17 protein-coding genes and 1 pseudogene are annotated in these 25,986 nt (G+C 40.5%); 5 read left to right on the top strand and 13 right to left on the bottom strand.

From position 1 onward, the window contains the following. Nucleotides 1-269 precede the first annotated feature (269 nt). The 5 genes and pseudogenes from CJF29_RS11760 to CJF29_RS11740 all read left to right on the top strand — a co-directional run bounded on the left by CJF29_RS11760 (nucleotide 270) and on the right by CJF29_RS11740 (nucleotide 9,270). Nucleotides 270-1,682 carry a TolC family protein gene (locus CJF29_RS11760; protein WP_099147475.1) on the top strand — a complete coding sequence of 471 codons (1,413 nt, stop codon included), beginning with the start codon at nucleotides 270-272 and terminating at the stop codon, nucleotides 1,680-1,682. Between the two features lie 6 nt (nucleotides 1,683-1,688). After that, nucleotides 1,689-2,677 (top strand): annotated as a pseudogene (locus CJF29_RS11755) (HlyD family secretion protein). Between the two features lie 22 nt (nucleotides 2,678-2,699). Beyond that, nucleotides 2,700-3,884, top strand: coding sequence for an ABC transporter permease (locus tag CJF29_RS11750; RefSeq protein WP_099147474.1), 1,185 nt, complete (start codon nucleotides 2,700-2,702; stop codon nucleotides 3,882-3,884). Further along, the gene (locus CJF29_RS11745) at nucleotides 3,868-5,052 is read left to right on the top strand and encodes an ABC transporter permease (protein WP_099147473.1); all 1,185 of its coding nucleotides are present in this window, start codon (nucleotides 3,868-3,870) and stop codon (nucleotides 5,050-5,052) included. Before CJF29_RS11750 ends, CJF29_RS11745 begins: the two co-directional genes overlap by 17 nt. A gap of 228 nt (nucleotides 5,053-5,280) precedes the next feature. Beyond that, nucleotides 5,281-9,270 (top strand): two-component regulator propeller domain-containing protein, encoded by a 3,990-nt coding sequence (locus tag CJF29_RS11740; RefSeq protein WP_099147472.1) that lies wholly within the window; start codon nucleotides 5,281-5,283, stop codon nucleotides 9,268-9,270. Nucleotides 9,271-9,401: 131 nt separating this feature from the next. Here CJF29_RS11740 and CJF29_RS11735 read toward each other — a convergent pair whose 3' ends face one another. The 13 genes from CJF29_RS11735 to CJF29_RS11675 all read right to left on the bottom strand — a co-directional run bounded on the left by CJF29_RS11735 (nucleotide 9,402) and on the right by CJF29_RS11675 (nucleotide 25,858). Then, entirely contained in the window at nucleotides 9,402-9,914 is a 513-nt protein-coding gene (locus CJF29_RS11735) for an ECF transporter S component (protein ID WP_099147471.1), read from the bottom strand. A gap of 13 nt (nucleotides 9,915-9,927) precedes the next feature. Continuing rightward, a complete protein-coding gene (locus CJF29_RS11730; protein WP_022198944.1) occupies nucleotides 9,928-11,817 on the bottom strand; it encodes a TonB-dependent receptor in 1,890 nt (629 codons plus the stop codon). Nucleotides 11,818-11,847: 30 nt separating this feature from the next. Beyond that, the gene (locus tag CJF29_RS11725; protein ID WP_008775685.1) at nucleotides 11,848-12,267 is read right to left on the bottom strand and encodes a DUF1893 domain-containing protein; all 420 of its coding nucleotides are present in this window, start codon (nucleotides 12,265-12,267) and stop codon (nucleotides 11,848-11,850) included. Nucleotides 12,268-12,274: 7 nt separating this feature from the next. After that, nucleotides 12,275-13,678, bottom strand: coding sequence for an aldo/keto reductase (locus tag CJF29_RS11720; RefSeq protein WP_007760340.1), 1,404 nt, complete (start codon nucleotides 13,676-13,678; stop codon nucleotides 12,275-12,277). 19 nt (nucleotides 13,679-13,697) lie between these two features. Then, entirely contained in the window at nucleotides 13,698-15,206 is a 1,509-nt protein-coding gene (locus CJF29_RS11715; protein ID WP_099147470.1) for a 4Fe-4S binding protein, read from the bottom strand. Between the two features lie 259 nt (nucleotides 15,207-15,465). Continuing rightward, nucleotides 15,466-15,891 carry a hypothetical protein gene (locus CJF29_RS11710; RefSeq protein WP_099147469.1) on the bottom strand — a complete coding sequence of 142 codons (426 nt, stop codon included), beginning with the start codon at nucleotides 15,889-15,891 and terminating at the stop codon, nucleotides 15,466-15,468. Continuing rightward, nucleotides 15,891-16,496: a hypothetical protein gene (locus CJF29_RS11705; protein ID WP_255299442.1), complete on the bottom strand. Its 606-nt coding sequence runs from the start codon at nucleotides 16,494-16,496 to the stop codon at nucleotides 15,891-15,893. Before CJF29_RS11705 ends, CJF29_RS11710 begins: the two co-directional genes overlap by 1 nt. Nucleotides 16,497-16,744: 248 nt before the next feature. Beyond that, on the bottom strand, nucleotides 16,745-17,845 hold the full coding sequence (locus CJF29_RS11700) for an MBL fold metallo-hydrolase (protein ID WP_099147467.1): 1,101 nt from the start codon (nucleotides 17,843-17,845) through the stop codon (nucleotides 16,745-16,747). A gap of 148 nt (nucleotides 17,846-17,993) precedes the next feature. Further along, nucleotides 17,994-20,615, bottom strand: a complete 2,622-nt coding sequence (locus CJF29_RS11695; RefSeq protein WP_099147466.1) for a carboxypeptidase-like regulatory domain-containing protein — start codon at nucleotides 20,613-20,615, stop codon at nucleotides 17,994-17,996. A 124-nt stretch (nucleotides 20,616-20,739) separates the two neighbouring features. Continuing rightward, nucleotides 20,740-21,714, bottom strand: a complete 975-nt coding sequence (locus CJF29_RS11690) for a FecR family protein (RefSeq protein WP_074559033.1) — start codon at nucleotides 21,712-21,714, stop codon at nucleotides 20,740-20,742. 97 nt (nucleotides 21,715-21,811) lie between these two features. Further along, a complete protein-coding gene (locus CJF29_RS11685; protein ID WP_074559032.1) occupies nucleotides 21,812-22,363 on the bottom strand; it encodes an RNA polymerase sigma-70 factor in 552 nt (183 codons plus the stop codon). A gap of 100 nt (nucleotides 22,364-22,463) precedes the next feature. Next, entirely contained in the window at nucleotides 22,464-22,709 is a 246-nt protein-coding gene (locus CJF29_RS11680) for a DUF3098 domain-containing protein (protein ID WP_074559031.1), read from the bottom strand. Nucleotides 22,710-22,720: 11 nt separating this feature from the next. After that, nucleotides 22,721-25,858, bottom strand: coding sequence for a DUF2723 domain-containing protein (locus CJF29_RS11675; protein ID WP_099147465.1), 3,138 nt, complete (start codon nucleotides 25,856-25,858; stop codon nucleotides 22,721-22,723). Between the last annotated feature and the right edge of the window lie 128 nt (nucleotides 25,859-25,986).

The raw sequence follows: 25,986 nt of genomic DNA, 5'->3' as shown, positions 1-25,986 counted from the left end.
CAACTCCAATATGCATTTATATTTTGTATAATCAAGTAGTTTATATCCATTAATAACATGCTTATTGCATATACTTACATTATTTTATGCATCATTTTTTCTATCTGATAGAAATGATACAAACGTGATTCAAAGAGAAGATGAAAAATAGAACATCTTATAAAAAAGCGTTGAAACCTTCTTTTGTTGTATTGCTATATTCTTTCTGATGAACAAACCTCTCTTTTCATCTGTTAGAATATCTCAAATTCAGATATAACCTAACCAGTATGAAAAAAAATAAGCGACTTTTTATACTATTGACTTTGTCTTTTTCCATCGGTCAGATAGATGCACAGACACCATTAAGTTTCGAAGAATCACTGCATCTGTTGAATCAAGGAAATCAGAGTCTGAAAATAGCAGATAAGAGTATTGAGATTGCGAAGGCTGAACGTGATAAGTTGAATGCTTTTTGGTATCCCAGTCTTCAGTCTACAGGTGCGTTTGTACACATGTCGGAGAAGATCGAAGTCAAACAGCCTTTATCGCAGTTTACCGATCCGGCTAAAGACTTTGTACATTCCATTATTCCGGATGACCAAATCATTTCGTCTATACTGGATCAAATTGGGGCAAATACCCTTATATTTCCTTTGACTCCAAGAAATCTGACAACTGTTGATTTATCAGCCGAGTGGGTACTCTTTTCCGGTGGTAAACGCTTCCGTGCCACCAACATCGGAAGAACGATGGTCGACTTGGCACGGGAAAGTCGGGCACAGGTATCGGGCAATCAGCAAAATCTATTAGTTGAAAGTTATTATGGGCTTCGACTGGCACAACAAATTGTGACGGTTCGTGAAGAAACCTACAACGGATTAAAGAAACATTATGAAAATGCCTTGAAGTTAGAGGCAGCAGGAATGATTGACAAAGCAGGCAGGCTTTTTGCCCAAGTAAATATGGATGAAGCCAAACGTGCACTGGAGGCTGCGCGAAAAGAAGAAACAGTAGTGCAAAGTGCCTTAAAAGTTTTGCTGAATAAAAAGGATGCAGATGCCAATATCATTCCTACCTCTCCCCTTTTTATGAATGATTCATTACCACCTAAAATGCTATTTGATCTTTCTGTAAACAGTGGGAACTATACACTCAACCAATTACAGCTGCAGCAGCATATTGCCAAACAAGAAGTGCGGATTGCCCAAAGCGGCTATTTGCCGAATATAGCCCTTTTCGGAAAACAGACCTTGTATTCGCATGGCATTCAGAGTAATTTATTACCGCGAACCATGGTAGGCATTGGTTTTACATGGAACCTCTTTGACGGACTGGATCGTGAAAAAAGAGTGCGGCAATCGAAATTAACGGAACAAACTCTGGCTTTAGGGCAGATGAAAGCCCGTGATGATCTGGCTGTTGGGGTAGATAAGCTTTACACGCAGCTGGAAAAGGCACAGGATAATGTAAAAGCTTTAAATGCAACGATTGCCTTAAGTGAAGAATTGGTACGCATCCGAAAGAAATCATTTACAGAAGGGATGGCAACTTCTACCGAAGTTATTGATGCTGAAACCATGCTTGCCAGTGTAAAAGTGGCTCGCCTGGCAGCATATTATGAATATGATGTGGCACTAATGAATCTACTCTCGCTTTGTGGCACACCGGAACAATTTGCAAACTATCAACCTAAACCGTAACAAACAATGAAACCAACTAGTAAAACCCTATCATGGGCTTTTGTCATCATTCTTCTGGCTGTCGGTATTTTCACCGGCCTGGGAGTTATATTATAATGCATAAACAGCCGTTGGTCTTGCAGGGACAAGCTGAAGCAACAGAAATCCGTATCAGTGGGAAACTTCCCGGCCGTATCGACACTTTCTTCGTTCAGGAGGGAGACTGGGTACACCAGGGAGATACCCTTGTCGTCATTAATAGCCCTGAAGTACATGCCAAGTATCAACAAGTGAATGCCTTGGAACAGGTGGCAGTGCAACAGAACAAGAAAATAGATGCCGGAACCCGTCGTCAGATTGTAGCTACTGCACTGCAATTATGGAATAAAACGAAGAGTGACCTTACTCTCGCCCAGACAACTTACAACCGTATTCTTACTTTATATAAGGACAGTGTCGTCACTTCTCAAAGAAAGGATGAAGTAGAAGCTATGTATAAAGCGGCTGTAGCAGCCGAACGCGCTGCCTATGAACAGTATCAGATGGCTGTAGATGGTGCACAAAAAGAAGATAAAGCGTCTGCTGCCAGTATGGTGGATGCTGCCCGAAGCACAGTGGATGAAGTTTCGGCTTTGTTAGTCGACGCCCGGTTGACCGCTCCGGAAAACGGTCAGATAGCAACAATCTTCCCTAAACGTGGAGAGTTGGTTGCACCGGGAACTCCCATTATGAATTTGGTAGTGATGGATGATATACATGTTGTTCTTAACGTGCGGGAAGATCTGATGCCGCAATTTAAAATGGACGGAACATTTGTTGCGGACGTGCCTGCTATCGGTAAAAAAAATATTGAATTTAAAATCTATTATATTAGTCCGTTAGGCAGTTTTGCTACCTGGAAATCAACCAAGCAAACCGGAAGTTATGACTTACGTACCTTTGAGATTCATGCCCGTCCAACCCAAAAGGTGGATGACTTGCGTCCCGGTATGTCCGTGTTATTAACTTTAGATTAATCGACATCAAATAAACCAGAGAATGGATGAATCACAAACATATTCCCCTTTTCGTTCCGTACTGCTCAGAGAGTGGCGACGAATGACTTCACGGCGCCTTTATTTTGGTGTCTGCATTGTCTTGCCATTGTTCACCCTTTTTTTTATGGCTACAATCTTTGGTAACGGACAGATGGAAAACATTCCTATCGGTATTGTCGATCAGGATCATACTGCTACTTCCCGGACGATAGTCAGGAACATTTCCGCCGTACCGACTTTTAAAGTGACAAAGCATTTTGTAAATGAAGCAGCTGCCCGCGAGTCTGTGCAAAAGAAAGAGATTTATGGATATCTTTCCATACCTCCCCAATTTGAACAAAATGCGATTACCGGAAAGAATGCAACACTCTCCTACTATTATCATTATGCATTAATGTCGGTAGGTGGTGAGTTGATGGCGGCATTCGAAACTTCCTTAGCTCCGGTGGCTCTTTCTCCTGTGGTGATGCAAGCGGTGGCACTCGGAGTAGAACAGGATCAGATTACCACCTTTTTATTACCCGTACAGGCTAATAACCATCCGATATATAACCCTAGTCTGGATTATTCGGTATATTTAAGTCAGCCCTTTTTCTTTGTTCTGTTTCAGGTTTTGATTCTGTTGATTACCGTGTATGCGGTTGGCATTGAAATCAAGTTCCGCACAGCAGATAATTGGCTGACAACTGCAAAAGGCAATATAGTGACAGCTGTTTTAGGTAAATTATTACCTTATACCATTATATATATACTGATAGGATGGTTGGCTAATTACGTCATGTTTGGTATTTTGCATATTCCTTTTCAGGGGAGTTGGTGGTTAATGAATATCATGACTGTGCTTTTCATCATTGCAACACAGGCTTTAGGGCTGTTTTTATTCTCGCTGTTTCCGGCAATATCGTTGGTTATAAGCGTAGTTTCTATGGTAGGTTCTCTGGGGGCTACTTTGTCCGGAGTAACCTTTCCGGTTCCCAATATGTATCCGTTGGTGAGGGATGCTTCCAATTTGTTCCCTGTCCGTCATTTTACGGAAATGATGCAAACCATGCTCTATGGAGGCGGTGGGTTTATCCATCTTTGGCCATCGGCTGTGATACTCTGTATCTTCCCGTTGCTGGCCCTGTCGCTGCTTCCTCATTTAAAACGAGCTATAGAAAGTCATAAGTATGAAAACATTAAGTAAGTTACAACAGTTATCATTCATCATTCGTCGTGAATTTCTAGCTATCAGTACCAGTTATGCGGTTTTACTGGTGTTGATGGGAGGAATCTTCGTTTACGGGTTGCTCTACAATTATATGTATGCACCGAATATTGTAACCGATGTACCTGTTGCCGTAGTCGACAATTCGCACAGTGAATTGAGCCGTGATTTTATCCGTTGGCTGGATGCTACTCCCCAGGCAGAGATTTCCAGTCAGGCTATGGACTATCATGAAGCAAAAGAATGGATGAAAGAAGGCAAAGTACAGGGAATACTCTATCTGCCTCATGACTTTGAGGAACGGGTGTTCCGGGGAGATGAAGCCGTATTTTCCCTTTATGCAACTACTGATGCCTTCTTGTATTTCGAAGCTTTGCAAGGTGCTTCTTCACGTGTCATGCTGGCTATTAATGATAAATACCGACCAGATGAAGCGGTGTTTCTTCCACCACAAGGATTGCTCGCCGTAGCTATGGCGAAACCGATCAATGTGGAAGGCACTGCACTCTACAATTATACCGAAGGATATGGTTCCTATCTTATTCCGGCAGTCATGATGATTATAATTTTCCAGACCTTGCTGATGGTTATTGGTATGGTGACCGGAGAAGAATACAGTAGTAAAGGAATCCGTGCATATACTCCTTTGGGGTATGGCTGGGGAGTTGCTATTCGTATAGTGGCAGGAAAAACGTCCGTGTACTGTACTCTTTATGCCATCTTTGCCTTTTTTCTATTAGGCTTGCTCCCTCACTTTTTCAGCATCCCCAATATTGGAAACGGATTGTACATCGTACTATTATTGATTCCATATTTGATGGCAACTTCTTTCTTGGGATTGGCTGCATCCAGGTATTTTACGGATTCAGAAGCTCCCCTACTCATGATTGCCTTCTTCTCTGTAGGATTAATCTTTCTTTCCGGCGTTTCTTATCCAATGGAACTAATGCCCTGGTATTGGAAAGTAGTCCATTACATTTTCCCAGCTGCACCAGGCACACTCGCTTTTGTGAAACTGAATTCTATGGGAGCCAGTATGGCTGATATCAGACCAGAATATATAACTCTCTGGATACAAGCACTTATTTATTTTACAATAAGTATATGGGTCTATAAGAAGAAGCTGGAATCAAATTTGATTGGTTAAATTAACAAAAACAAAACATGCGCTAATTATAACATATAGCAAAAGAACACTTTCAGATAAATCAACTTCGCAAAGTAAATAATCAACTTTGGAAATAAAAATGTTTCTAAATAGATGTTTTCTTGTAGAATCTCTCCTATTTCTTTGCATTTGTCATTGCTTTTGTCTAGTTTCGTTAACTGTTATGTTTATATGATCGTTAGAAGTAGTTTAAAAACAACTGTTTATATGAAATACATTGTATATATTCTTCTCTTTTTTCCTGTTTGGGTTACGGCACAAACATACAAATATATAGGAATAGAAGATGGCTTGAGCAATCGCCGGATATTCAATATTCAGAAAGATGCTCAGGGCTATATGTGGTTCCTTACAAATGAAGGGATGGACCGATACAACGGTAAAGATATAAAACACTATAAATTAAATAAAGAAGGTAATACTTTAGATGCTCCCATACGTCTGGGATGGCTGTATACAGAACCTCATATAGGTATCTGGGTGATTGGCAAGCAAGGGAGAATCTTTCAATATGACGCTAATAAAGATGATTTCAGAATGGTATATAGATTACCGGATACTTCTGAAACAATTAGCTGTGGTTATTTGGACCGGAATAATAATATTTGGTTATGTCGCAAGGATACTGTATTGCTTTATAATATTAAAGATGCTCGTATCTTCCAATTCCCTAATGTGCTTCACAGTAGTATCACGGCAATAGAGCAAGTAGATGAGCACCATTTCTTTATAGCAACGGAGACAGGCGTACGATATGTCAAACAGGAAAATAATGTTTTAGAGATTATACCTGTTGAAACATTAGACTATTTCCATGCTCAGGTGAGTGAACTGTATTTTCATCAGCAATTAAAAAGACTGTTTATCGGTTCATTTGAAAGAGGAGTTTTTGTGTATGATACGAATACGCAGGAAATTATACGGCCGGACGCTGACCTTAGTGACGTAAACATAGCTCGTATCAGCCCTTTGAATGAAACGGAACTGTTGATTGCAACCGAAGGGATGGGAGTATATAAAGTTGATGTAAACACGTGTAAACTGGAACATTACATTGTAGCCAACTATCAGAGTTATAATGAAATGAACGGAAATAACATCAATGATGTCTTTGTAGATGAAGAAAAACGAATATGGCTCGCCAATTATCCTACCGGGATCACAATAATGGATAACCGCTATGAAAATTATCATTGGATGAAACATTCCATGGGTAATCACCAATCGCTAATCAACGATCAGGTACATGCGGTTATTGAAGACGAGGATGGCGATTTATGGTTTGGAACCAGTAATGGTATTAGTCTTTATCAGTCAAAAACTGGTAAATGGCATTCGTTCCTAAGTTCTTTTGACCAACAGATAAAAGATAAAAACCATATCTTTATTACTTTATGTGAAGTATCTCCCGGTATTATATGGGCAGGGGGATTTACTTCCGGCATTTATAAAATAAACAAGAATACATTGTCGGTTGAATACTTCTCTCCTTACCTGCTTTCTCACGTCAATATGCGCCCGGATAAGTATATTCGTGATATAGTTAAGGATTCAAGAGGATATATCTGGTCGGGAGGGTACTATAATCTAAAATGTTTTAATCTGGCGGCTAACAGTGTTCGTTTATATCCGGGGTTGAATTCTATCACATCGATTGTTGAAAAAGACAAAGACAATATGTGGATCGGAACCGTTGGAGGATTGTATTTATTAAATCGAAATACCGGCGAATATCAGTTTATTGAAATGGAAATAGGAGCTGCTTATATCAATACGCTTTATCAGGCAGATGATGGCTTGCTATATATCGGAACAAATGGTGTGGGAGTATTTGTGTACAATCATCAAAATAAAACATTCGAGCACTATTTTTCTGATAATTCTGCACTGGTTTCAAACAGGATATTTACAATACTGCCGGAAGTGAACGGGCGTATAATGATGAGTACAGAGAATGGAATTACCTGTTTTCATACTAAAGAGAAGATATTCAATAACTGGACCAGAGGAGAAGGATTGTTACCTGCCTATTTTAATGCATCTGCAGGAGCAGTGCGTAAGAATAAAGGCTTTGTATTTGGAAGTGCGGATGGAGCGATTGAATTTCCGGAGAATGTGAAGTTTCCAAAGTATGAGTTTTCCAGACTGATATTCAGCAACTTTTATCTTTCATATCAACCTGTTTATCCGGGTGTTGAGGACTCTCCTTTACAGAAGAGTATTGATGAAACGGATGTATTGGAACTCAAATATGATGAGAATACATTTTCATTCGAAGTCTCTACGATCAATTATGATTCACCGGGAAATGCACTATACTCCTGGAAGCTGGAAGGATTTTATGAGAAATGGACACAACCGGGAGATAATAATTTGATTCGTTTCACCAATTTACCTTCGGGTAAATACACTCTTCATGTACGTGCAGTATCCAGAGAAGAACATGATATTGTCTTTCAGGAACGTAGTATGAAAATCATCATCACACAACCTTTCTGGTCGAGTTGGTGGGCTATTTCATGCTATATCTTGTTTGTGATCGGAGGATTTTATTTCATTCTACGTGTGATAAATCTAAGAAAACAAAAGAATGTATCTGATGAAAAAACGCAGTTTTTCATTAATACAGCTCATGATATACGTACTCCGTTAACTTTGATAAAAGCACCTTTGGAGGAATTGCTGGAAGAAGAGAATCTTACCGACAACGGAATAACCCGTACGAACATTGCATTGAGGAATGTGGAAGTTCTTCTGCGGTTGGTCAGCAATCTGATTAATTTTGAACGAACGGATGTATATTCCTCTAAAATGAGTGTTTCCGAGTATGAGCTGAATACTTATATGAATGAAATATATGATACATTCTCTTCTTATGCAGCCATTAAGCGTATTGAATATACATACGAGAGTAATTTCAGCTATATGAATGTATCGTTTGATAAGGAGAAGATGGATTCTATTTTGAAGAATATAATATCGAACTCGCTAAAATATACTCCGGAAAGTGGAAAGGTCAGCATTTCTGTATCTGATACGAACGATTCATGGAAAGTGATTATCAAGGATACAGGTATAGGTATTCCTGCCAGTGAACAAAGTAAGTTGTTCAAGCTACATTTTCGTGCCAGCAATGCCATTAACTCCAAAGTGACAGGTAGTGGTATAGGATTAATGCTGGTAGGAAAACTGGTCAGCCTTCATGGTGGTAAGATTAGTGTAGAGAGTGTTGAACATCAAGGTACGACAATCAAAATTGTTTTTCCGAAAAGCAATAAAAACTTTCAAAATACCGGGGAGGAAACGCACTCTAAATTTGAAGCGTTGGCTCTTGTACTTCCCGCTCCGAATGTACCTGCAAATACAACAGTCACTGTAAATAATCCAAATTCACGACGAATTCTGGTTGTAGAAGACAATGATGAGTTACGCTCTTATCTGGTCAGTTCATTATCTTCCATCTATAATGTGCAAGCTTGCGCCAATGGAAAGGAAGCATTGATTATTATAAAAGAATTTTGGCCGGAACTGGTACTTTCTGATATTATGATGCCGGAGATGGGAGGAGACGAACTGTGTGTCGCTATTAAAAGCGATATTGAGACTTCACATATTCCTGTATTGTTGCTCACAGCTTTAGGAGATGAAAATAATATTCTTGACGGTCTGTCCATTGGTGCGGACGAATACCTCATCAAACCTTTCAGCGTGAAAATTCTGCGGGCAAATATTGCTAACTTACTGGCAAACCGGGAACTGTTGCGCATGAGATATGCCAATCTGGATATAGAAAAAACGATGGTTCCATCTGCAAACGGCACTAACAGCCTTGATTGGAAGTTTATATCAAATGCTAAGAAAATCGTGGATGAGAATATAAACAACCCTGAATTTTCCGTTGATGTGCTCTGTGAATCAAGTGGCATGAGCCGTACCAGTTTCTATTGTAAATTGAAAGCATTGACGGGACAGTCTCCGACAGAGTTTATTCGGGTGATGCGTTTGAAACGTGCTACCGAATTACTGAAAGAGGGTAGATATGCTATTAATGAGATTTCAGACATGGTTGGATTTTCTGAAACTAAATATTTCCGGGAAGTATTCAAAAAATACTATAAGATGAGTCCGAGCAGGTATGCTAAAGAAGGAGGTAATCCCGCTGCTAGTGATCTGGAAGATGACGACGAAGAAGATTGATAAATAAAAAGCGAATAGATACGTTGTATTTAAAAAAGTTCTCCTCTGTTATGGGTATCTATAACAGAGGAGAACTTTCTTTTTCAAGGCTTATAACTCTTTTCAGGGAAAAGCGGTTATTGATAAGGAAGTTATTTGCGAATCAAATATCTAATGAATAAATAACCTCCGAATACTTGCAGGCACATTCCGGGAATTCCAATGCGGAAATTCTGAACGGCATTGTAGAAATTACCTATATACATCCACTCTCCCAATGTCCCCACAGCTTGATAGGTAAGTACCACGCCAACCAATACCGGGATGGAGATACGTCCGAAACGTTGTGCGGCCCAACCGGCAGCAATGGCGAGCAATACGGACTTTAATAAAATAGCAGGCAGCACCGCCGGCATCGGCATACCAAAAAGTAAGGAGTTGATAATAGGGGAAAGAACAGCAGTCAGCAGACCGACTTTCCATCCGTACTTATAAGCTCCGATCAGTGTGAAGAAATAGATAGGCAGCCAGGTTATTCCTCCTTGCGGTATGAGATGAAAAAATTGGGGAAAAAGGATGTTGCCAACGATGAATAACGAGGCTGCCAGATAAGTTCTCACATTGCCGTAATTCAGCGAATAGAGTTTTACAGTAGTTGATTCCATATCATTTTATTATTTAAAAGTTCAAATTAATACCACCCATAAACGTAGCTTTGGGCATGGGATAACCTGCATTTATTTCATAACGCTGTGCCAGCAGGTTCTCTCCTTTTATGAAGAGGTTAGCGAAACGGCAGACACGATAATTCCCACGAAGATTCCATAAAACAAAATGATCCTGTTGCTCGCTACCCTTTACAACAGAAGTATAAAGTCCTTTCACATATTGTACTCCAGTCGATATACTCCAACGTCCGGAAGTATAGTCCGCCCCTGCATACAATTTATGTTCGGGAGCAGCAAGAACGGGATTCTCCATGTGCAACCAGCTATAATTAGCGTTCACATTCCAGTGTGAATTGATGTGGTAGCCTATATTCGTTTCAACTCCCCAATTCTCTATCTCTCCGGAATTGATATTCAATGGAGGAAAGAGTCCGTTTGACATAATCAGATTGTCGCCATTGATATAGTAAAGGCTGATTCCATAGGACAATGCCCCTTCCAGCAGACGTTGTGAATAGGAAAGTTCATAGTTGATTAGTTTTTCCGGTTTCAATTCCGGGTTGGCAGGAGGAAACATATACATCTCACGAATGGTTGGATTACGGTATCCTTTGCTGACCATTGCTTTAAGTTCTGCATTCTTGGGTAAATGAAAAGCCAGTCCGCCTTGTGGAATCCATTCTGTACCTACGTGTGAATGGTGGTCTACACGAATACCTGCGTCCAGTGAGAACCAACTGCTGATATCCTGACGGAAATCAACGTATCCGGCAAACTCATCCATTTGCTTATCTACTCCCGGAGTATGTTCACCCGTAGCCAGTACTTTGTTCCATGATTCACCTCCGAAGTGTTGATAATCAAATCCTACGGTCAAACGATTACCGGTAAAGAAAGTGGCACTCTGATACCATGATACACCCAGCATTTTGTCTTTAGAGTTGAAATGTGATTTTTGCGGTTCTTTTCCTATCTGATAGCCATCATTGATTTTATGCCGTCCCCAGTTATAGAAAAAGCTCAAACCTCCTGAAGTCTTTTCATAATGATTTTCCAAAGCGAACGATGTCATTCCACGAGTGATACGAGAATCGTTGTCAATCAGTGGTACTTGGATAGTCCCCGGATTGGAAGCATTAAAATGGGTTACATTCACATCTCCCCATACTTTCCAGAAAGAACTGATATCATAACCTAACTTTGCGTATCCACCATATTGCTCGAATCCCATATCGGGACGATGTCCATCTGTACGATTATATGATCCGGTTACGACGCTACTGAAACGTCCCTTCTTGACACGGTTGGAAAATTCAGTCTGCAACGTGTTATATGAACCGTACCCAACTTGCATATTCGTCTTCACACCTTCTTCCTGTTGCCGACGGGTAACAATATTAATCACACCACCCATGGCATTCGAACCATAAAGTACAGATGCAGGACCACGTAAAACTTCCACTTTCTCTGCCATCATAGATTGATAAGCATCCGCTATCGGATGTCCCATCAACCCCATGTACTGGGGATGACCGTCAATCAGTACCAATAATCCCGCTGTCGGACTACCACCGATACCACGCAAGCTCATGCCACCTGCAGCTCCGGTAGATACGCCATATCCCATGATGCCACGACTGGTAGTGAATAATCCCGGTACCTGCTCCGTTAACAACGGCAAAAGAGAAGGCTCATATCTTTTCTCAATTTGTTGCCTGCCGACTACGGAAATGGTCATCGGAAGATGACGCACATCGGTTTCATTACGTGTTCCGGTGACTACGACTTCATCAATCATATAATTTCTTCCGGCCTGTATGCTATCCTTTTTAGTCTGTGCCATTCCCGAGATGGAAAGCAAGCTACCGAACAGGAATAAACAGGCTGTATTTCTTTTCATACTTTATTTCGTGTTTCAAGTTTCTTCTTTTTACTTCTTATTTCTGATCTTTTCCAGAAAATCGCGGATCAGTGGTAATATTTCTTCTGCTGATTCCACTTCGCTGCACATTGTCTCTACAGGACATCCTTCTGTATGGTTACGGTTCCAGATAAAAGGTACTTCCTCTGTAAAATCAACTTTTATATCTGATTTCTGAAGCAACTCCAGAGCTTTGGTACTGATAATATCAGTATATAACTCTTTGATACCTCCCAGAATCATCAGGGCGGCAGCTCCCTTTCCGACCACCTTATCAGCAATCGAGGCTCCTTTAAGAAACTCCGGTTCCTGAGTCAGTAAATCATAGATATCAGCCACACCGCGTTGAGTGAAAGTGCGGATTTCTCCTTTGTTGGCAATAGTACAGGAATATCCTCCCGTATGTAGTAAATTGATTAATTCTTCCATCTTTTTTTTATAAAGTACCTTGTTTCAATTGTTCTACGAACTGATCTATCCGATGCAGCTCTTTCGGAATATCAATGTTCTGCGGACAGTGTGCCACACACTGGTTACAACCGATGCAATGGCTTGCCTGACGAAGTTTGGGCACGCTACGGTCATATCCGACTAGAAAAGCACGCCGGGCTTTTGCATAATTCTCATCCTGCCCGTTCCTGGGGACATTCCCTTCATTGACGCAACGGTTGTAATGTAACAACACAGCAGGTATATCCAACCCATACGGACATGGCATACAATATTTGCAGTCGTTGCAAGGGATCGTTGGATATTTCAACATTAATTGTGCCGTTTCTTCGAGAAACTCTTTTTCTTCATCTGTCAACGGTTCCAAAGGAGAATAAGTGCGGAGATTATCTTGCAGATGCTCCATATAAGTCATGCCACTTAACACAGTCAGAATGTCCGGAAATGAACCGGCAAAACGGAAAGCCCAGGAAGCGACACTGCTTTCCGGACGGCGTTGTTTGAGCCGTGCCACCAGGTTGTCATTCAATTTAGACAAACGACCTCCTAAAAGCGGTTCCATAATGATAGATGGAATTCCTCGTTTATGCAGTTCTCCATACAGATATTCAGCATCCGTATTCCGGGTATTGGTTTCTTTTGCATGTTTCCAGTCTACATAGTTCAATTGTATCTGTACGAAATCCCACTTGAATTCATCGTGCCGTGAAAGCAGATAGTCATACACTTCGATATCCCCATGATAGGAGAATCCCAAATTGCGGATACGTCCTGCCTCCCGTTCTTTCACCAGAAAGTCAAGCATTCCGTTATCCAGGTAGCGTCCTTTAAGGGCTTCCATTCCTCCCATGCCGATGCCGTGAAGCAGCATATAATCAATGTAATCTACCTGCAGGTCTGCAAACGATTTGTGGTACATCTTGAGCGATGCTTCACGAGACCATGTATCGGGAGAGAAATTGGATAACTTGGTGGCGATATAATATTTGTCACGGGGATGACGGCTCAATGCAATACCCGTTGCCTTTTCGGAAAAGCCCTGTACGTATGCCGGAGATGTATCGAAATAGTTTACTCCGTGAGCGATTGCATAATCAATCAGTCCATTCACGGCATCCTGGTCGATTACTTCACCATTACCGTTGGGAGCAGGTTTGAGAGGCCAACGCATACAACCATATCCCAAGAGTGAAACACGGTCACCGGTAGTCGGAGACGTGCGGTAAGTCATTTTATCGGTAGGCACCTCTCCTTCTCCTGTTGCGCTGCTTGAAGAGGAAGTACCTTTTGAAGAGCATCCGTATAATAGCCCTGTCGACGTGGCTGCACTAATACCTACAATCTTAATGAAATCTCTTCTATTTATATCTTTCTTATTTTTATCTTCCATAATCTTATACTGATTTAGATCAAATAATTCTATGCATCTGATGTCCTGTCACATAAATAGCGCTGAAAGGACGGGACGGACAAAGGTTCTCACACGCCCCACAACCGATACATTTTTCTACATTTACTACCGGAATCTTTGGAGAATCTGTTTTTTCAGGATCGGAAGCCACCATCTGTATGGCACCTGTCGGGCAATGGCGGGCACAGTTGCCACACTCCATTCCATCCGTCAAAGGCACACAGTTCTCTTTAATCCATACGGCATGTCCGATCTGAATAGCTGATTTCTCGGCAAGACTGGTGAGATGAATAGCGCCGGCGGGACAAACTTCCGAACATTTAGTACATTCGGGACGGCAATACCCACGTTCGTATGACATTTCCGGTTGCATCAATGTCAATAGGTTGTCTGACGGACGCAATACCTGATTGGGACAAACAGAGACACATAATTGGCAGGCTGTGCAATGTTGAGTGAAATTGCGTGCGCTTAATGCACCGGGAGGATAGATAGGATTTTCTCTTTGGGGAATCTTTTTATCTTCGATAGTAGCCAATCCTCCGTCTACTTTCTTCTCTTGTGCTTTCAGTACAGAAGTTGTTGCAAAAATGGCCGATGCTGAAAGGAAGCTACGACGGGCGTTGTCTACCTGTTCAGTAGTGACAGACTTTGCTTTCGAATCTTCGCTCGTAGCTGTTTCGTTCTTAGGTTTCCGTCTTGTGTATGTAATGGCTCCATGCTTACACTTTCCGATACAATCCATACAAGTCACACAACGGCTATAATCTATTTCATGGGCTTTCGGATTAATACACGATGCTTTGCAATTGCGGGCACACAAACCGCAACTATTGCATTTGGAAGTATTAATTACCGGTTTGAATATCGCATATTTGGATATAAACCCTAATACAGTACCTACGGGGCAGATCGTATTACAATAGGTTCGTCCGTTGCGCCACGCCAGAATGAAAAGAACAACAAGGGTGGCAATGGCAATCAACATCGTCGAAAGACTCTTCATCCATACATCTACCTCATAAAAAGCATAACTATCCATTCGTTCGGCGAAATACGCCAACAGGTTGTTTCCCCATTGCCAGACTGGTGCAAAAAGACTGGAAGCTATCCGGCCATAAGCACTATACGGTGCCAGCAAGATAGCCAAAGAGTTCAATCCTGCAACCATCATGATAATGAATACTCCTAAAACGCCATACCGAAACCATTTCATTGCTGGTGAATAACGGAACCGGTTTTTCTTTTGTTTGCCGGACACCCACGAAACAATGTCCTGAAACACTCCCAACGGACAAATAACAGAGCAGTAGATACGTCCGAACAGGAATGTAAGTACAACTAAAAACAATACGACACCTATGTTCAAGGCTAATAAAGCCGGCAGAAATTGAATTTTCGCCAACCATCCGAACCATGTGTGCAATGTACCCGTGAAGTCGAGGAACAGAAAGGTGATAAGCGTAAAGCACACAATGGCAGTTGTAAGTCTGATAGTACGCAGCATAAATTTATTAATTTTCAAATTATAGTAGTTATATCTCAATATCCGAAACGTTCCGTCCTAATATACGATATTCCATCAGAATTGATTTTTGTACTTTTTATCGCTGCAAATTTAATCAGATAGATTCGGTTATCAAGTATATATATTACCGAATGTTATACCAAAATTACAGATTCGTGATATTTGATTATAACGCTGCCTGTCAATACAGCGAATTGATATTGGCAGGCAGCGTTATAATGATTATCTTATTGTAGAACTATTTTAAAGGAGTAAGTTCCAAATATTCTCTCGACATATGTATCTGACCATATTCTCCCCATCGGTCATAAACGGCAAACTTTTTTGTAGTAAGTTCTTCTATATCCCAATAGTGGTCATCGCCGAAGTATATCGTTTTGGAACTCGGATCATAGAAACTCCATCGTCCGGTGATACTGTTTTCATTCACTTTCCCATCAGTGTCAATACTTATAAACTTTCTTATATACGTGCCGTTTTTCTCCAATTTATATACGGTATAGTGTGTATTGCCTTCATCATCGACTATTTTCTCACTCGCCCATGTATTATCACATATCAAGGATATGGTATCTTCTTCTCCATTAGAATAATATCCCGTTTTCTCAACGCAACTGGATGCAAGAATCAGAGTTACAAAAACGATAAAAATAGATTTCTTCATTAGTGTAGGAAATTAAGGTTCGCGATATGAGCATCTCCATTTGTGTTTATCACTTCAAAATTCCAGTCTACATCATTTCCTTGATTGGCAGACCACTCAAAACTGGGATTGATATGAAAACCTACACCACAAAATAATACACTGGCCAATTCTTTATTACCATTATATCCCACTCTACAAGTGACAAGAAATGCCCACGCGGCATTTTTATAAGATTGGGGATATAATTCTATTACTGTTTCTATGTAATCGCTCGAATTGATATAAAACTGTTCCTTATAATCCGTTATGTTGCATGTTGCTATTAAAGAACGGCTCATACGGTCATCGGATAGTTTTCTCTTCAAGTGGACAGGTGAGTTACCTTTTGTCTGACTGATATAAATTTCACTTTCAGTAATCATAACAATGTAATCTACTCCATGAGAAGATGACAATTGACCGGACAGACTGTTTATCTGACTAATGCTCTGCTTGAAACTGTTAAGATTAACAGGATTTACAGCGTTAAATTCTTCCGCATCTGTATTCGTTAAATAAGAAAGTGCAGTACTTTTTTTGTTTGGGTTGACATAATACTCATGAGTAGTCTTGTTAATATCCACAAAATCATTTAAAACTGCAATATCCTGTTGATAATTCCGGCTGGCTGGTACTGGAAGGGTCAGATTGTTTTGGCAACTCTGTAGGAACAAGGTTATTAACACTACTAAAAAGAATAGATTTGTTTCATAATAAAAGGATTTAGTAAATTTATGTTGAGAAATATTTCTTCACAAAGTTATCATTTTCCTCTGGAAACAAACCGTTTACAGTGTGAATAATACGTAATGAGTTTAGATTTAACTTCCTTTCATTGCAAGATCACTATTTCACCAATTACAGGCATCAATACATCCAAAGAATCTTTATTCTTCATCTCTTCTGCATTTTTGAGAGGTTCATCCCAACGATGTTTGGCCAGTGCATATTTAGAATGATGTACGGTCAGGACTCTCTTCGCTTTTAAGTCTCTGGCTGTCTGCGCCATATATTGGGGCATGAGGTGAATTAAGCTCCACTCTTTGTCGTATTGTCCATTTTCAAGAATGGCGAGGTCAATATCGGAAAAACGTTCACCTATTTCTGCATAATGGGTATCATACCCTCCATCTCCGCTGATATAGATCTTCTGTGAAGGTGTCTCCAATAGAAAAGAAGCCCAAAGTGACTGGTTGGCAGTAAGTCCGCGGCCGGAGAAATGACGGGCGGGCAAACAATGTATCATAAAGCCGGGAGCAAGACGTGCATCTTCATTCCAGTCAAGTTCTACTATACGATCTTTATCAAATCCCCAGTAGTCAAAATGCTCACCGACACCTAACGGACAAATCACAGTTTCAATACGGTCTTTTAGTCTTTTGACCGTATGATAATCCAGATGATCCCAATGGTCGTGACTAATCACCAGATAATCAATATTCGGCATATCATCCGGTTGATAAAGTTCCGTGCCTTTGAATGGCTTGTTAACAAAAGAAACGGGAGAAGCCATACTAAATACCGGGTCAACCAATATTCGCTTTCCTCCCGTTTGAATCAAGTAAGATGAATGTCCGAACCATACCAATATTTCTTCATTACGGTCAATCTTCCGTAAATCCGTTTTGATTGCTTTGACAGCCTGTTCGGGGCGCAAACCGTCTATCTTTTTGAAAATGAACTCCCAGATTCCGATAAAACGTCCCCTGTCGGAAGTCATCAATAGGGTTTCATGCTGATTTTTAAATTCTCCGTTTCTGTAATTAGGAGATTTCATGACTCTTTCCAGCCGTTCCCCACGGGGAGTTCTGCCGAAACTGGCTTGATTGATAAAAACAATGACTGACACCGCCAGCAATGCTATTACAGCTAATATACATCCTACAATCATACGTGCTTTGAATTTTTTGAATATGATACGCATATAATTCATCACTAAATTATTTCACGCAGCAAATATACAGGTATTCAGAGAGCTTGTTAGTATATATATTACAGATTGTTATACCATAATTACTGAAAGCAGTTGTCTGTTGGGTGTCAATCTATTGTGTGAACAAACCCTTTTCTTGTTCAGTTCTTTAGAAATAAATTTTGTAGCTGATGTTCGGAATCAGACCCGCTCCGTCTTTTTCTTCGACTACGTTCGTTCTTTCATTGTATTGATAGAAATGCATTCCGGTACGCATGCCTACATTCAGTATCTTTAGAGAAAACTCATGAGATACTCTTTTCTTATTGATCCGGAAGCTGATGGAAACATCACCGTTTATAGATGGATTGAATCGTTTAGTATATGCTTTGCTCTCGTCAAAGACAATGTCTTTTTCTTCCTGACTTTTTTCTTCATCCACAGGTGTATAGCGTCCTCCTCCCTGAAAGAACAGGCGACCGTTTATACTTAATACATTCTGTTTGAGTCTGCCAACCATCCATTCTTTTCCGGCGAGCAGGTTCACTAAAAAACTTTTATCCAGTCTCGTATTTCGCCAGATACGGTCTCCTCCCCTATATTTCGATTTGAATAATGAAGCTGTAAGCATATAGTAGAAGCCATTTTTCATGTATTGTTCTAGTGTTATATCTATTCCATAGTTTTTGGCTATTCCGGTGTTTGTCAATATGCGGTCTAAATAGAATTCTTCGTAATTGATAATCGAAAAGGAGGAGTTTTCCTCAACCGGTATGTGGAACAAGTATTGATAATAGGGTTCTATTTTCAGATGTAGGCTCTGATTGATATTCCAGTCATAAGTAAATCCGAAATGATGCGCCTTTGAGAAGTCCAGGTACCGGTTTGATTCCTTTTTACCATTGATTATCTGTTCAACAAAGTAATAGTCGAGCCTTTCCCGGCGGCTATGCAAGCCGTAAGCTGCTGCTAAAGAATGTGCAGGATTTATTTTCCATTTGAGGGCAACTCTCGGTTCTATCGACCAGTTCTTGTTTAAAGTAAAATATTGTCCGGTAACCCCTAAACTGGTTGTCAGATTGTTGCTCAAGTTTATTACGGAATTACTATATGCCGAGAGGACTGTACTTTCTCCACTGCCTTTCGATATTTGTTCCATAGGTTTGTTTAATCCCAAATAAGGGCTGACTTTGTAATCAAGATCATATTTAAGTTCCGTAATGGTAATCCCTGTTCTGTTGGTATGCCTCGGACTGAATTTCTTATTCAGATATGAATTGAATACTAAATTCCATCTGCTATTCTGAATATCTGCTACATTAATAATAGCGTCGTCGGTATGTAAGTCCGCCAATGAACGGTCTTTGGAATAGGTAGCGGATAGAGAAGAACGGATATAAGTATTTTCATCCAGTACATATTTGTGCGCTAAGCCACCTGCCAGTTTATCCAGTTTATTATATCCCGACGACCGGTCTCCCATCGTTTCCCATTCGGAACGTTCCAAAACATCTGCTTTATTCCTGTCTATCAATCCTAATCCCCAGATCGAAAAGGTTCCGGCTTTACGTGTGGGAAAATTTAGTTTGAAGGCTAAATCCTGATATTTCAGGTTGATGTCATTACCCGATGCTAGTGAAGTAGTAGAAAAGCGATAATTCACCAGATAGGAACTTCCCCGTTTTTTACTGATAGGACCTTCCGAAGCTAAATCTATGCCCATGAGTCCGACCTGAAAGGCATGTTCGTACTTCTGATTATTACCATTGCGCAAATGCATATCGAAAACACCGGATAAGGCATTACTGTATTCCGCTGGGAAAGCTTCATTGTAGAAATCGGAGTTTCCGATAACTTGCGTACTTAAAGCAGACAGGAATCCCCCTCCCAACCCTGCTAAATCGGCAAAATGAGTCGGATTAGGTATTTCAATTCCCTCCAGTCTCCATTGGGTAAATTGCGGAGCATTTCCCCGGATGGCGACCGCATTGGTACCGACATCTCCTGCCACTCCAGCAAATGCAGAACTTAACCGTGCCGGATCATCAAACCCATTGGCAAATCGGGACGCTTCTTCAATACTAATCATACGTCCTCCCGTAATAGCCATCGGGTTGAGTGTCCGGTCTTTTTTTATTTCCGGTTTGACAAGCACTTCAGCCAAATCCTGCACATTTTCATCCATAGGGATTTCTACAAATACTTCTTTGGATGATGTGACAGACACTTCGCTAATGATACTTGGGCGATACCCCATAAAAGATGCCTGAATATTATAACGTCCTATCGGGACGTTATTAATCCGGAAATTTCCCCGGTTGTCAGTTGAGCCTCCCAGTGAAGGTTTCTCTGCTATACAGACGGAGGCATATTCTATTGGCGTATTGGTTTTGGAATCAACAACGATTCCTCTTATCGTTTGAGTCAGTTTTTGTGTATCGTCATTGGCAGGCTTTTGCCGGTTATCTTGCAAAGAAATAATAATATGATATCCTTTTATTTTATATACATATCTGGTTTCTTTTAAGAGTTGAGTCATCGCTTTGTCGACAGCTACATTTTTAAGAGATAAAGACTGCTTCTTTTCTAAATCCAGATTCGATTGTTCGTAAGCGATGCTATATCCGGTTTGTGATTCAATTTGGGCAAAGGTCTCTTTTAATGATATCCTTTTATTTTGTATGGTAATCTTTTTTTCTTTATTCTGCGCGACTGTTGTAAGAGAGAGAAAAGCAAAAAATAAAAAAATGGCGAGCTTAGCTGCCCGTTTATTCGTATTAATTCGATTCATTATTCTATATTTGTATGTTGATACTTCATTTTACGTCACTTGTTGAATGAGGATAGACATTTCAGAACTGGGAAGAGGGTCTCAAGCTGCTTCCCGGTTCTTTTTGTTCATAGGCTGTTTCTTTTTATGGTTGGGTTAATACTATTTTATTTTCATGTTGTTGATAATCAAAGCCGATGATATCTTTCAAGATATTCAGTATTTCATCCAGATCTTCATCTTTCAGAAATTTGACAGTATATCGTTTGGACACAGGGATATTTGCCTCATTATCAATCGTGGTGTTATAGTGTCTTTCGAGGGTTCGGAATATTTCTCCGGCAGTAGCATTGGTAAAGATCAATTTTCCCACCACCCAACTGTTGGTATCATTAGTATCTATCACTGATATATGGATGTCTGACGACTTCTTATCGTATGTAAGCTGTTCATTGGGTTTAAGTATGCGGGGAGGTTGGGACTGGACGCTCACTTCTACCTTGCCGCTCGTCAGTGTAGTCGTTATTTTTTCATCATTAGGATAGGCTTTCACGTTGAATTTGGTTCCAAGAACCTTCACGGAAAGTTGGGAAGTTTCCACGATGAAAGGACTTGCAGTATCTTTTTGGACAGAGAAATAAGCTTCACCGTTAAGAATGACCAAACGTTTATCTTTAGCAAAAGTTTCCGGATATACAATGGTGCTTCCCGCATTCAACCAAACTTCTGAACTGTCCGGCAAGATTAGACGCTTCTGTTCTCCGTAGGCAACGGATACCTCTATCATCTCGTTTTGGGGAGAAAGATAGCAGAACATTCCTCCTGCCAATAAAAGCAATGGAACAACAACAGCAGCAACACGGGCAAACCTCTGATAAGAAGCGATACTCGCCAGATGTTCCTTGTTGTATCCGGTTCTTAAATTTACCCGTTCCAGTGAGGCATAAGTGCTCGAATCGGCTTCTACGTCCAATTCATTCCAATAATCCAATGAAGCTTTTGCTTTCGCCTGTTGGTTTTTATCTTTAATGATCCATTTCTGCACTTTCTCTTCCGTTTCAGATGGAAAGCGGGCGGAAAGGAACATTCTGATGATTTTGGTGATATTACTTTTCTTCATTTTTGCTGCACTTTACTATATATACAGTTTGGTGGCAAAAAGCTCAATAAGAAAATGAATATTTTTTATGAAAAAATAAGTAAAGAAGAAAATAAAGTTACAATAATGATAACAGAAAACATGAAATGACCTTCCGTATCTCTTTCAAAGCGAGGCTTAGCTGGCTTTCAACATTTCTTTTGGTAGTGTTCAGTCGTTCGGCAATCTCGGCATTGGATAATCCTTCATTGCGACTTAATGTATAGATCATTCTCCGTTGTTCGGGCATTCCTCCGACAAGTTTGTCAATCAACATTTCCAATTCCTTGGCAATAAGGTCTTCTTCGGAAGTAGAGCTATATCCTGTTTCTTGATTATGGTTCAGGTAGGCATCGGACACATATTTATGTTTCAGAAAGTTGATTGCTGCATTTCTTGCAATGGTGTGCAAATAAGAATTGAATGATTTAGACATATCAATCGAATGACGGTTGATCCAAAGATTGACAAATAAATCCTCTGTCAGCTCTTCTGCATCAGGCTCCGATTTTATATATCCGTCAATAAATGCTTTGGTTTTGTTGTAGTATGCAATAAAAATAGTCTCAAAGGCCTTGTGATTCCCATCCTGAAAGGCCTCCAACGTTTTTATATCAATATTGTTATTCATACTATTTCCCAACTTTCATTTCATTGGGACAAAAGAAGCAATAATTTATTTTATAAAGATGGTCTTTTTTGAAATATTAATGATATTAGAAAGATTTATTCTATTTTAATGACCGATAGAGAATACCAAATACATTCAGCAGATACCCCAATAAACACAATAACGGGGCAATGCGTATACGTGTTCCACTAAATATATCGGGATTATAGGCGGCAGAGGTACTCCCCTCGCCGCTCATTAATATATATCCTATGATAATCAATATCGAGCCGATAATTAAGATGACGTAATTTCTTTTGCCCAATACAGTTTTTATTTCTTCTTCTCTTATTCTTTTCGATTTCATATTCTTTGAATTTAGTTGTGATCATTCATTAGTTGAGTAAAGCGCATATATTTCTTTTCAAATTGCTGAATCCTCTGTTCATATCTCTCTTTATCCATATTCTTCAGTAATTCATTGCACTGATTCCATTGCCAGAACCTATACAAACAATCCCGTTGAACCATCCCTATCCGGTTATCTCCCAATGAGAAAGCCCAGTCGATATAATTTTCCGATTCTGCTATCAGATGATTCAATAGATCGGTCGCTCTCTGCGTTTCTCCTATGGAAGCATAAGCGGTGGCTATATCATACGAACCACTCTCGAATACTTCGGGAACATTATATGCCGGAATAGCTTGCCTAGCATATTCCAATACTTTTCTGGCACGGATGTCGTCTCCTTGTTTCACCAGTTCTTTAGCCAATTGTGCAAAGAGCCTTCGATGAGAATAACAGATGCGCAGGGTTGTTTCGTCCAGATAAAGTCCGGGAGTATCCAATCCTCCGTATTTATATCTGTTCATCACATTCTCGTAGAGTTTCTCCGTATCTATGGCATATCCATTGCCTTCTTCTACGTCTCCCCATTCTTTATAGTTGAAAGGAGTAAACCGGAATGCTAACCCTTCCTGAACAAAGTAGTCATCAAACTTCAGTTTACTGGAGTTGCCTACCGAGATAGCCATGTACAGGGGACGTTCCCAGTTACAGTTAGCCAAAATCTCGAGCATGAGTAAGTCTACTTTAGTCAGCAGACGTATATCTTTTAGAGAAATAGACAGTTTATCCGGTATTGCATCTCTTAGTTCTTCCCCTTTTAAATGACGAATGGCTTCAGGCAACATCATTCCCGAACGGAGTACTGCATCCTTATCAATATGGATATTTATTGTATCGGTAGGTATCACATGGAATTCCTGTTTCTCCGCAAACACCCAATATTTCAGGATATTCTTTATTTCATACGGATCATCTCCAAAACTATCACGGGCTTCTTCGGGATGTTTCTGATACAATGCTTCTATCTGTTTCTTCAATTCCGGACGAACAGCCACATATTCGTTCTTCCCTTCCTGGTATTGATTTTGATCCCAACTGATCGGTAGTCCGGGAGCATCGTATAGAGGACATTGTTGCTGATAAATGTACCAGTCGGTCTGCGCATAACTTAAATTGCAGATACGTACATCTCTGCGTACTTCTTCCGTATCCTGATTATACCACAAGGGGAACGTATCATTATCCCCGTTACAGAATATGATTGGATTTCCTTTGTCGGAAAGTGTCATCAGATAGTTAGCTCCAAAGTCACGACAGGTATACCGGTTGCTTCGATCGTGGTCATCCCAAGTCTGGCTTGCCATTTGTATGGGGACAAACAGGCAAAGCAGCATGAGTAAGTTGACCGGGAGGATTTTTGCCTGTTTTCTGCGAAACATGTCACAGCATCCGGCGGCTCCCATTCCAATCCAGATAGCGAACGCATAAAACGAACCTGCATACGCATAATCCCGTTCACGAGGTTGTCCGGGAGTCTGATTCAGATAGAGCACAATAGCCAATCCCGTCATGAAGAAAAGGAAAAATAAGACACTGAATTGCTGCTTGCCTTTTTTCCCGCGTGTCCATTGCCAATAGATACCGAGTAATCCTAATAATAATGGTAAGCCATAGAACACATTGTGACCTTTGTTCTCACGCAAAGATTCCGGCAAAAGTTTTTGATCCCCCAGCCGCAGATTATCGAGCCAGGAAATTCCTGTAATCCAGTTACCATGTTCCGGTTCACCGCTTCCTTGAATATCATTCTGTCGTCCGACAAAATTCCATAGAAAATAGCGCCAGTACATGTAGTTGAGTTGGTATGTGATAAAATAAGTCAGGTTCTCTTTTTGTGTGGGAGCCTCATTTGCACCTCCTCCGGACCATCCTTTGTAAGAAGCGGCCGAACGATCATTCCACATTCGTGGAAACAACATATTTTGAGTGTAGCACACGTCTTCTTTATAGCGGATAATTTTATACTTGCCTTCTTTCTTATCCGGTCGATAGATAGCAGTCCCTTTTTCGGTCTTTACCTTGTAATAGTCTCCTTCGGGCACATACTCCGGTTCGGATGCATAGGTTCTCCCATAAAGTAAAGGAGCACTTTCATACTGTTCGCGATTCAGGTAGCTTTTGAGCGTGAAAATATTATCCGGTGCATTCTCGTTGAGCGGCGTATTAGCATTGGCACGAATGAGTATGACCGTATAGGTGGTATATCCTATGGTGAGCATGAGTAAACACCACAAACCGGTATTCACAATGCGTTTTCTAAACCGATAAATGGCTCCTATCAGTAAAAACAGGACCAAACCCAGAAAGACGATCAATCCTGACTGGAAGGGTAATCCCATCACATTGACAAAGAATAATTCGAACCATCCTCCTACATCAGCCATTCCGGGTATATAAATAAAAAGAATCAATACAATAAGAATACCGGATAATGCAATGGCCCCAATAACTCCCTTGAGTGATAGAGTCTGATATTTTTGGTAATAGAACACTAATACAATGGCAGGAATACAAAGCAGATTAAGCAAATGCACTCCGATTGAAAGACCTATAATATAGGCTATCAGGATAATCCAGCGGTCACCGGACACAGAATCTGCTTCATCCTGCCAGCGAAGAATCATCCAAAATACCAAGGCTGTAAGGAAAGAAGAGAAAGCATATACCTCCCCCTCTACCGCACTAAACCAGAATGTATCACTGAAAGTATAAGCTAAAGCTCCCACAAAACCTGCTCCCAGAATGATAATAACATCCATGACAGATAATTTCCGTTCATCGCCCACAAGCAAGGCTCTCACTAATCGGGTAATACTCCAGAAAAGAAACAAGATACAACCGGCACTCAATAGTGCATTTAAAAAGTTAACCATTCCCGATACTTGCGAAGCATCGGAAGCAAACTGGGTAAACAGGTTTCCGACAAGCATATAGAAAGGTGCTCCCGGTGGATGCCCTATCTGTAATTTTTCAGCACAAGAAATAAATTCGGGACAATCCCAAAAACTTGCGGTTGGTTCGATGGTCATTCCATACACAAACGCTGCTATCAGAAAGACCAGCCACCCACCGAAATCATTCCATCTTTTAAATAATAAGTTGCTCATTGTTCTGTACTTTTTTGTTTGCAAAGTTACAGGACATGTTGCCAAAACTGGTATTTTTTACCGGACGGTTACGGACGGGAGTTAACGATAAGATATTGATAATCAACAATAACAAAGATGAAAGAATA

This window comes from Bacteroides celer (assembly GCF_002632415.2).
In the GTDB taxonomy this organism is placed as follows: domain Bacteria; phylum Bacteroidota; class Bacteroidia; order Bacteroidales; family Bacteroidaceae; genus Bacteroides.
This window is presented reverse-complemented; position numbering and strand designations above follow the sequence as displayed.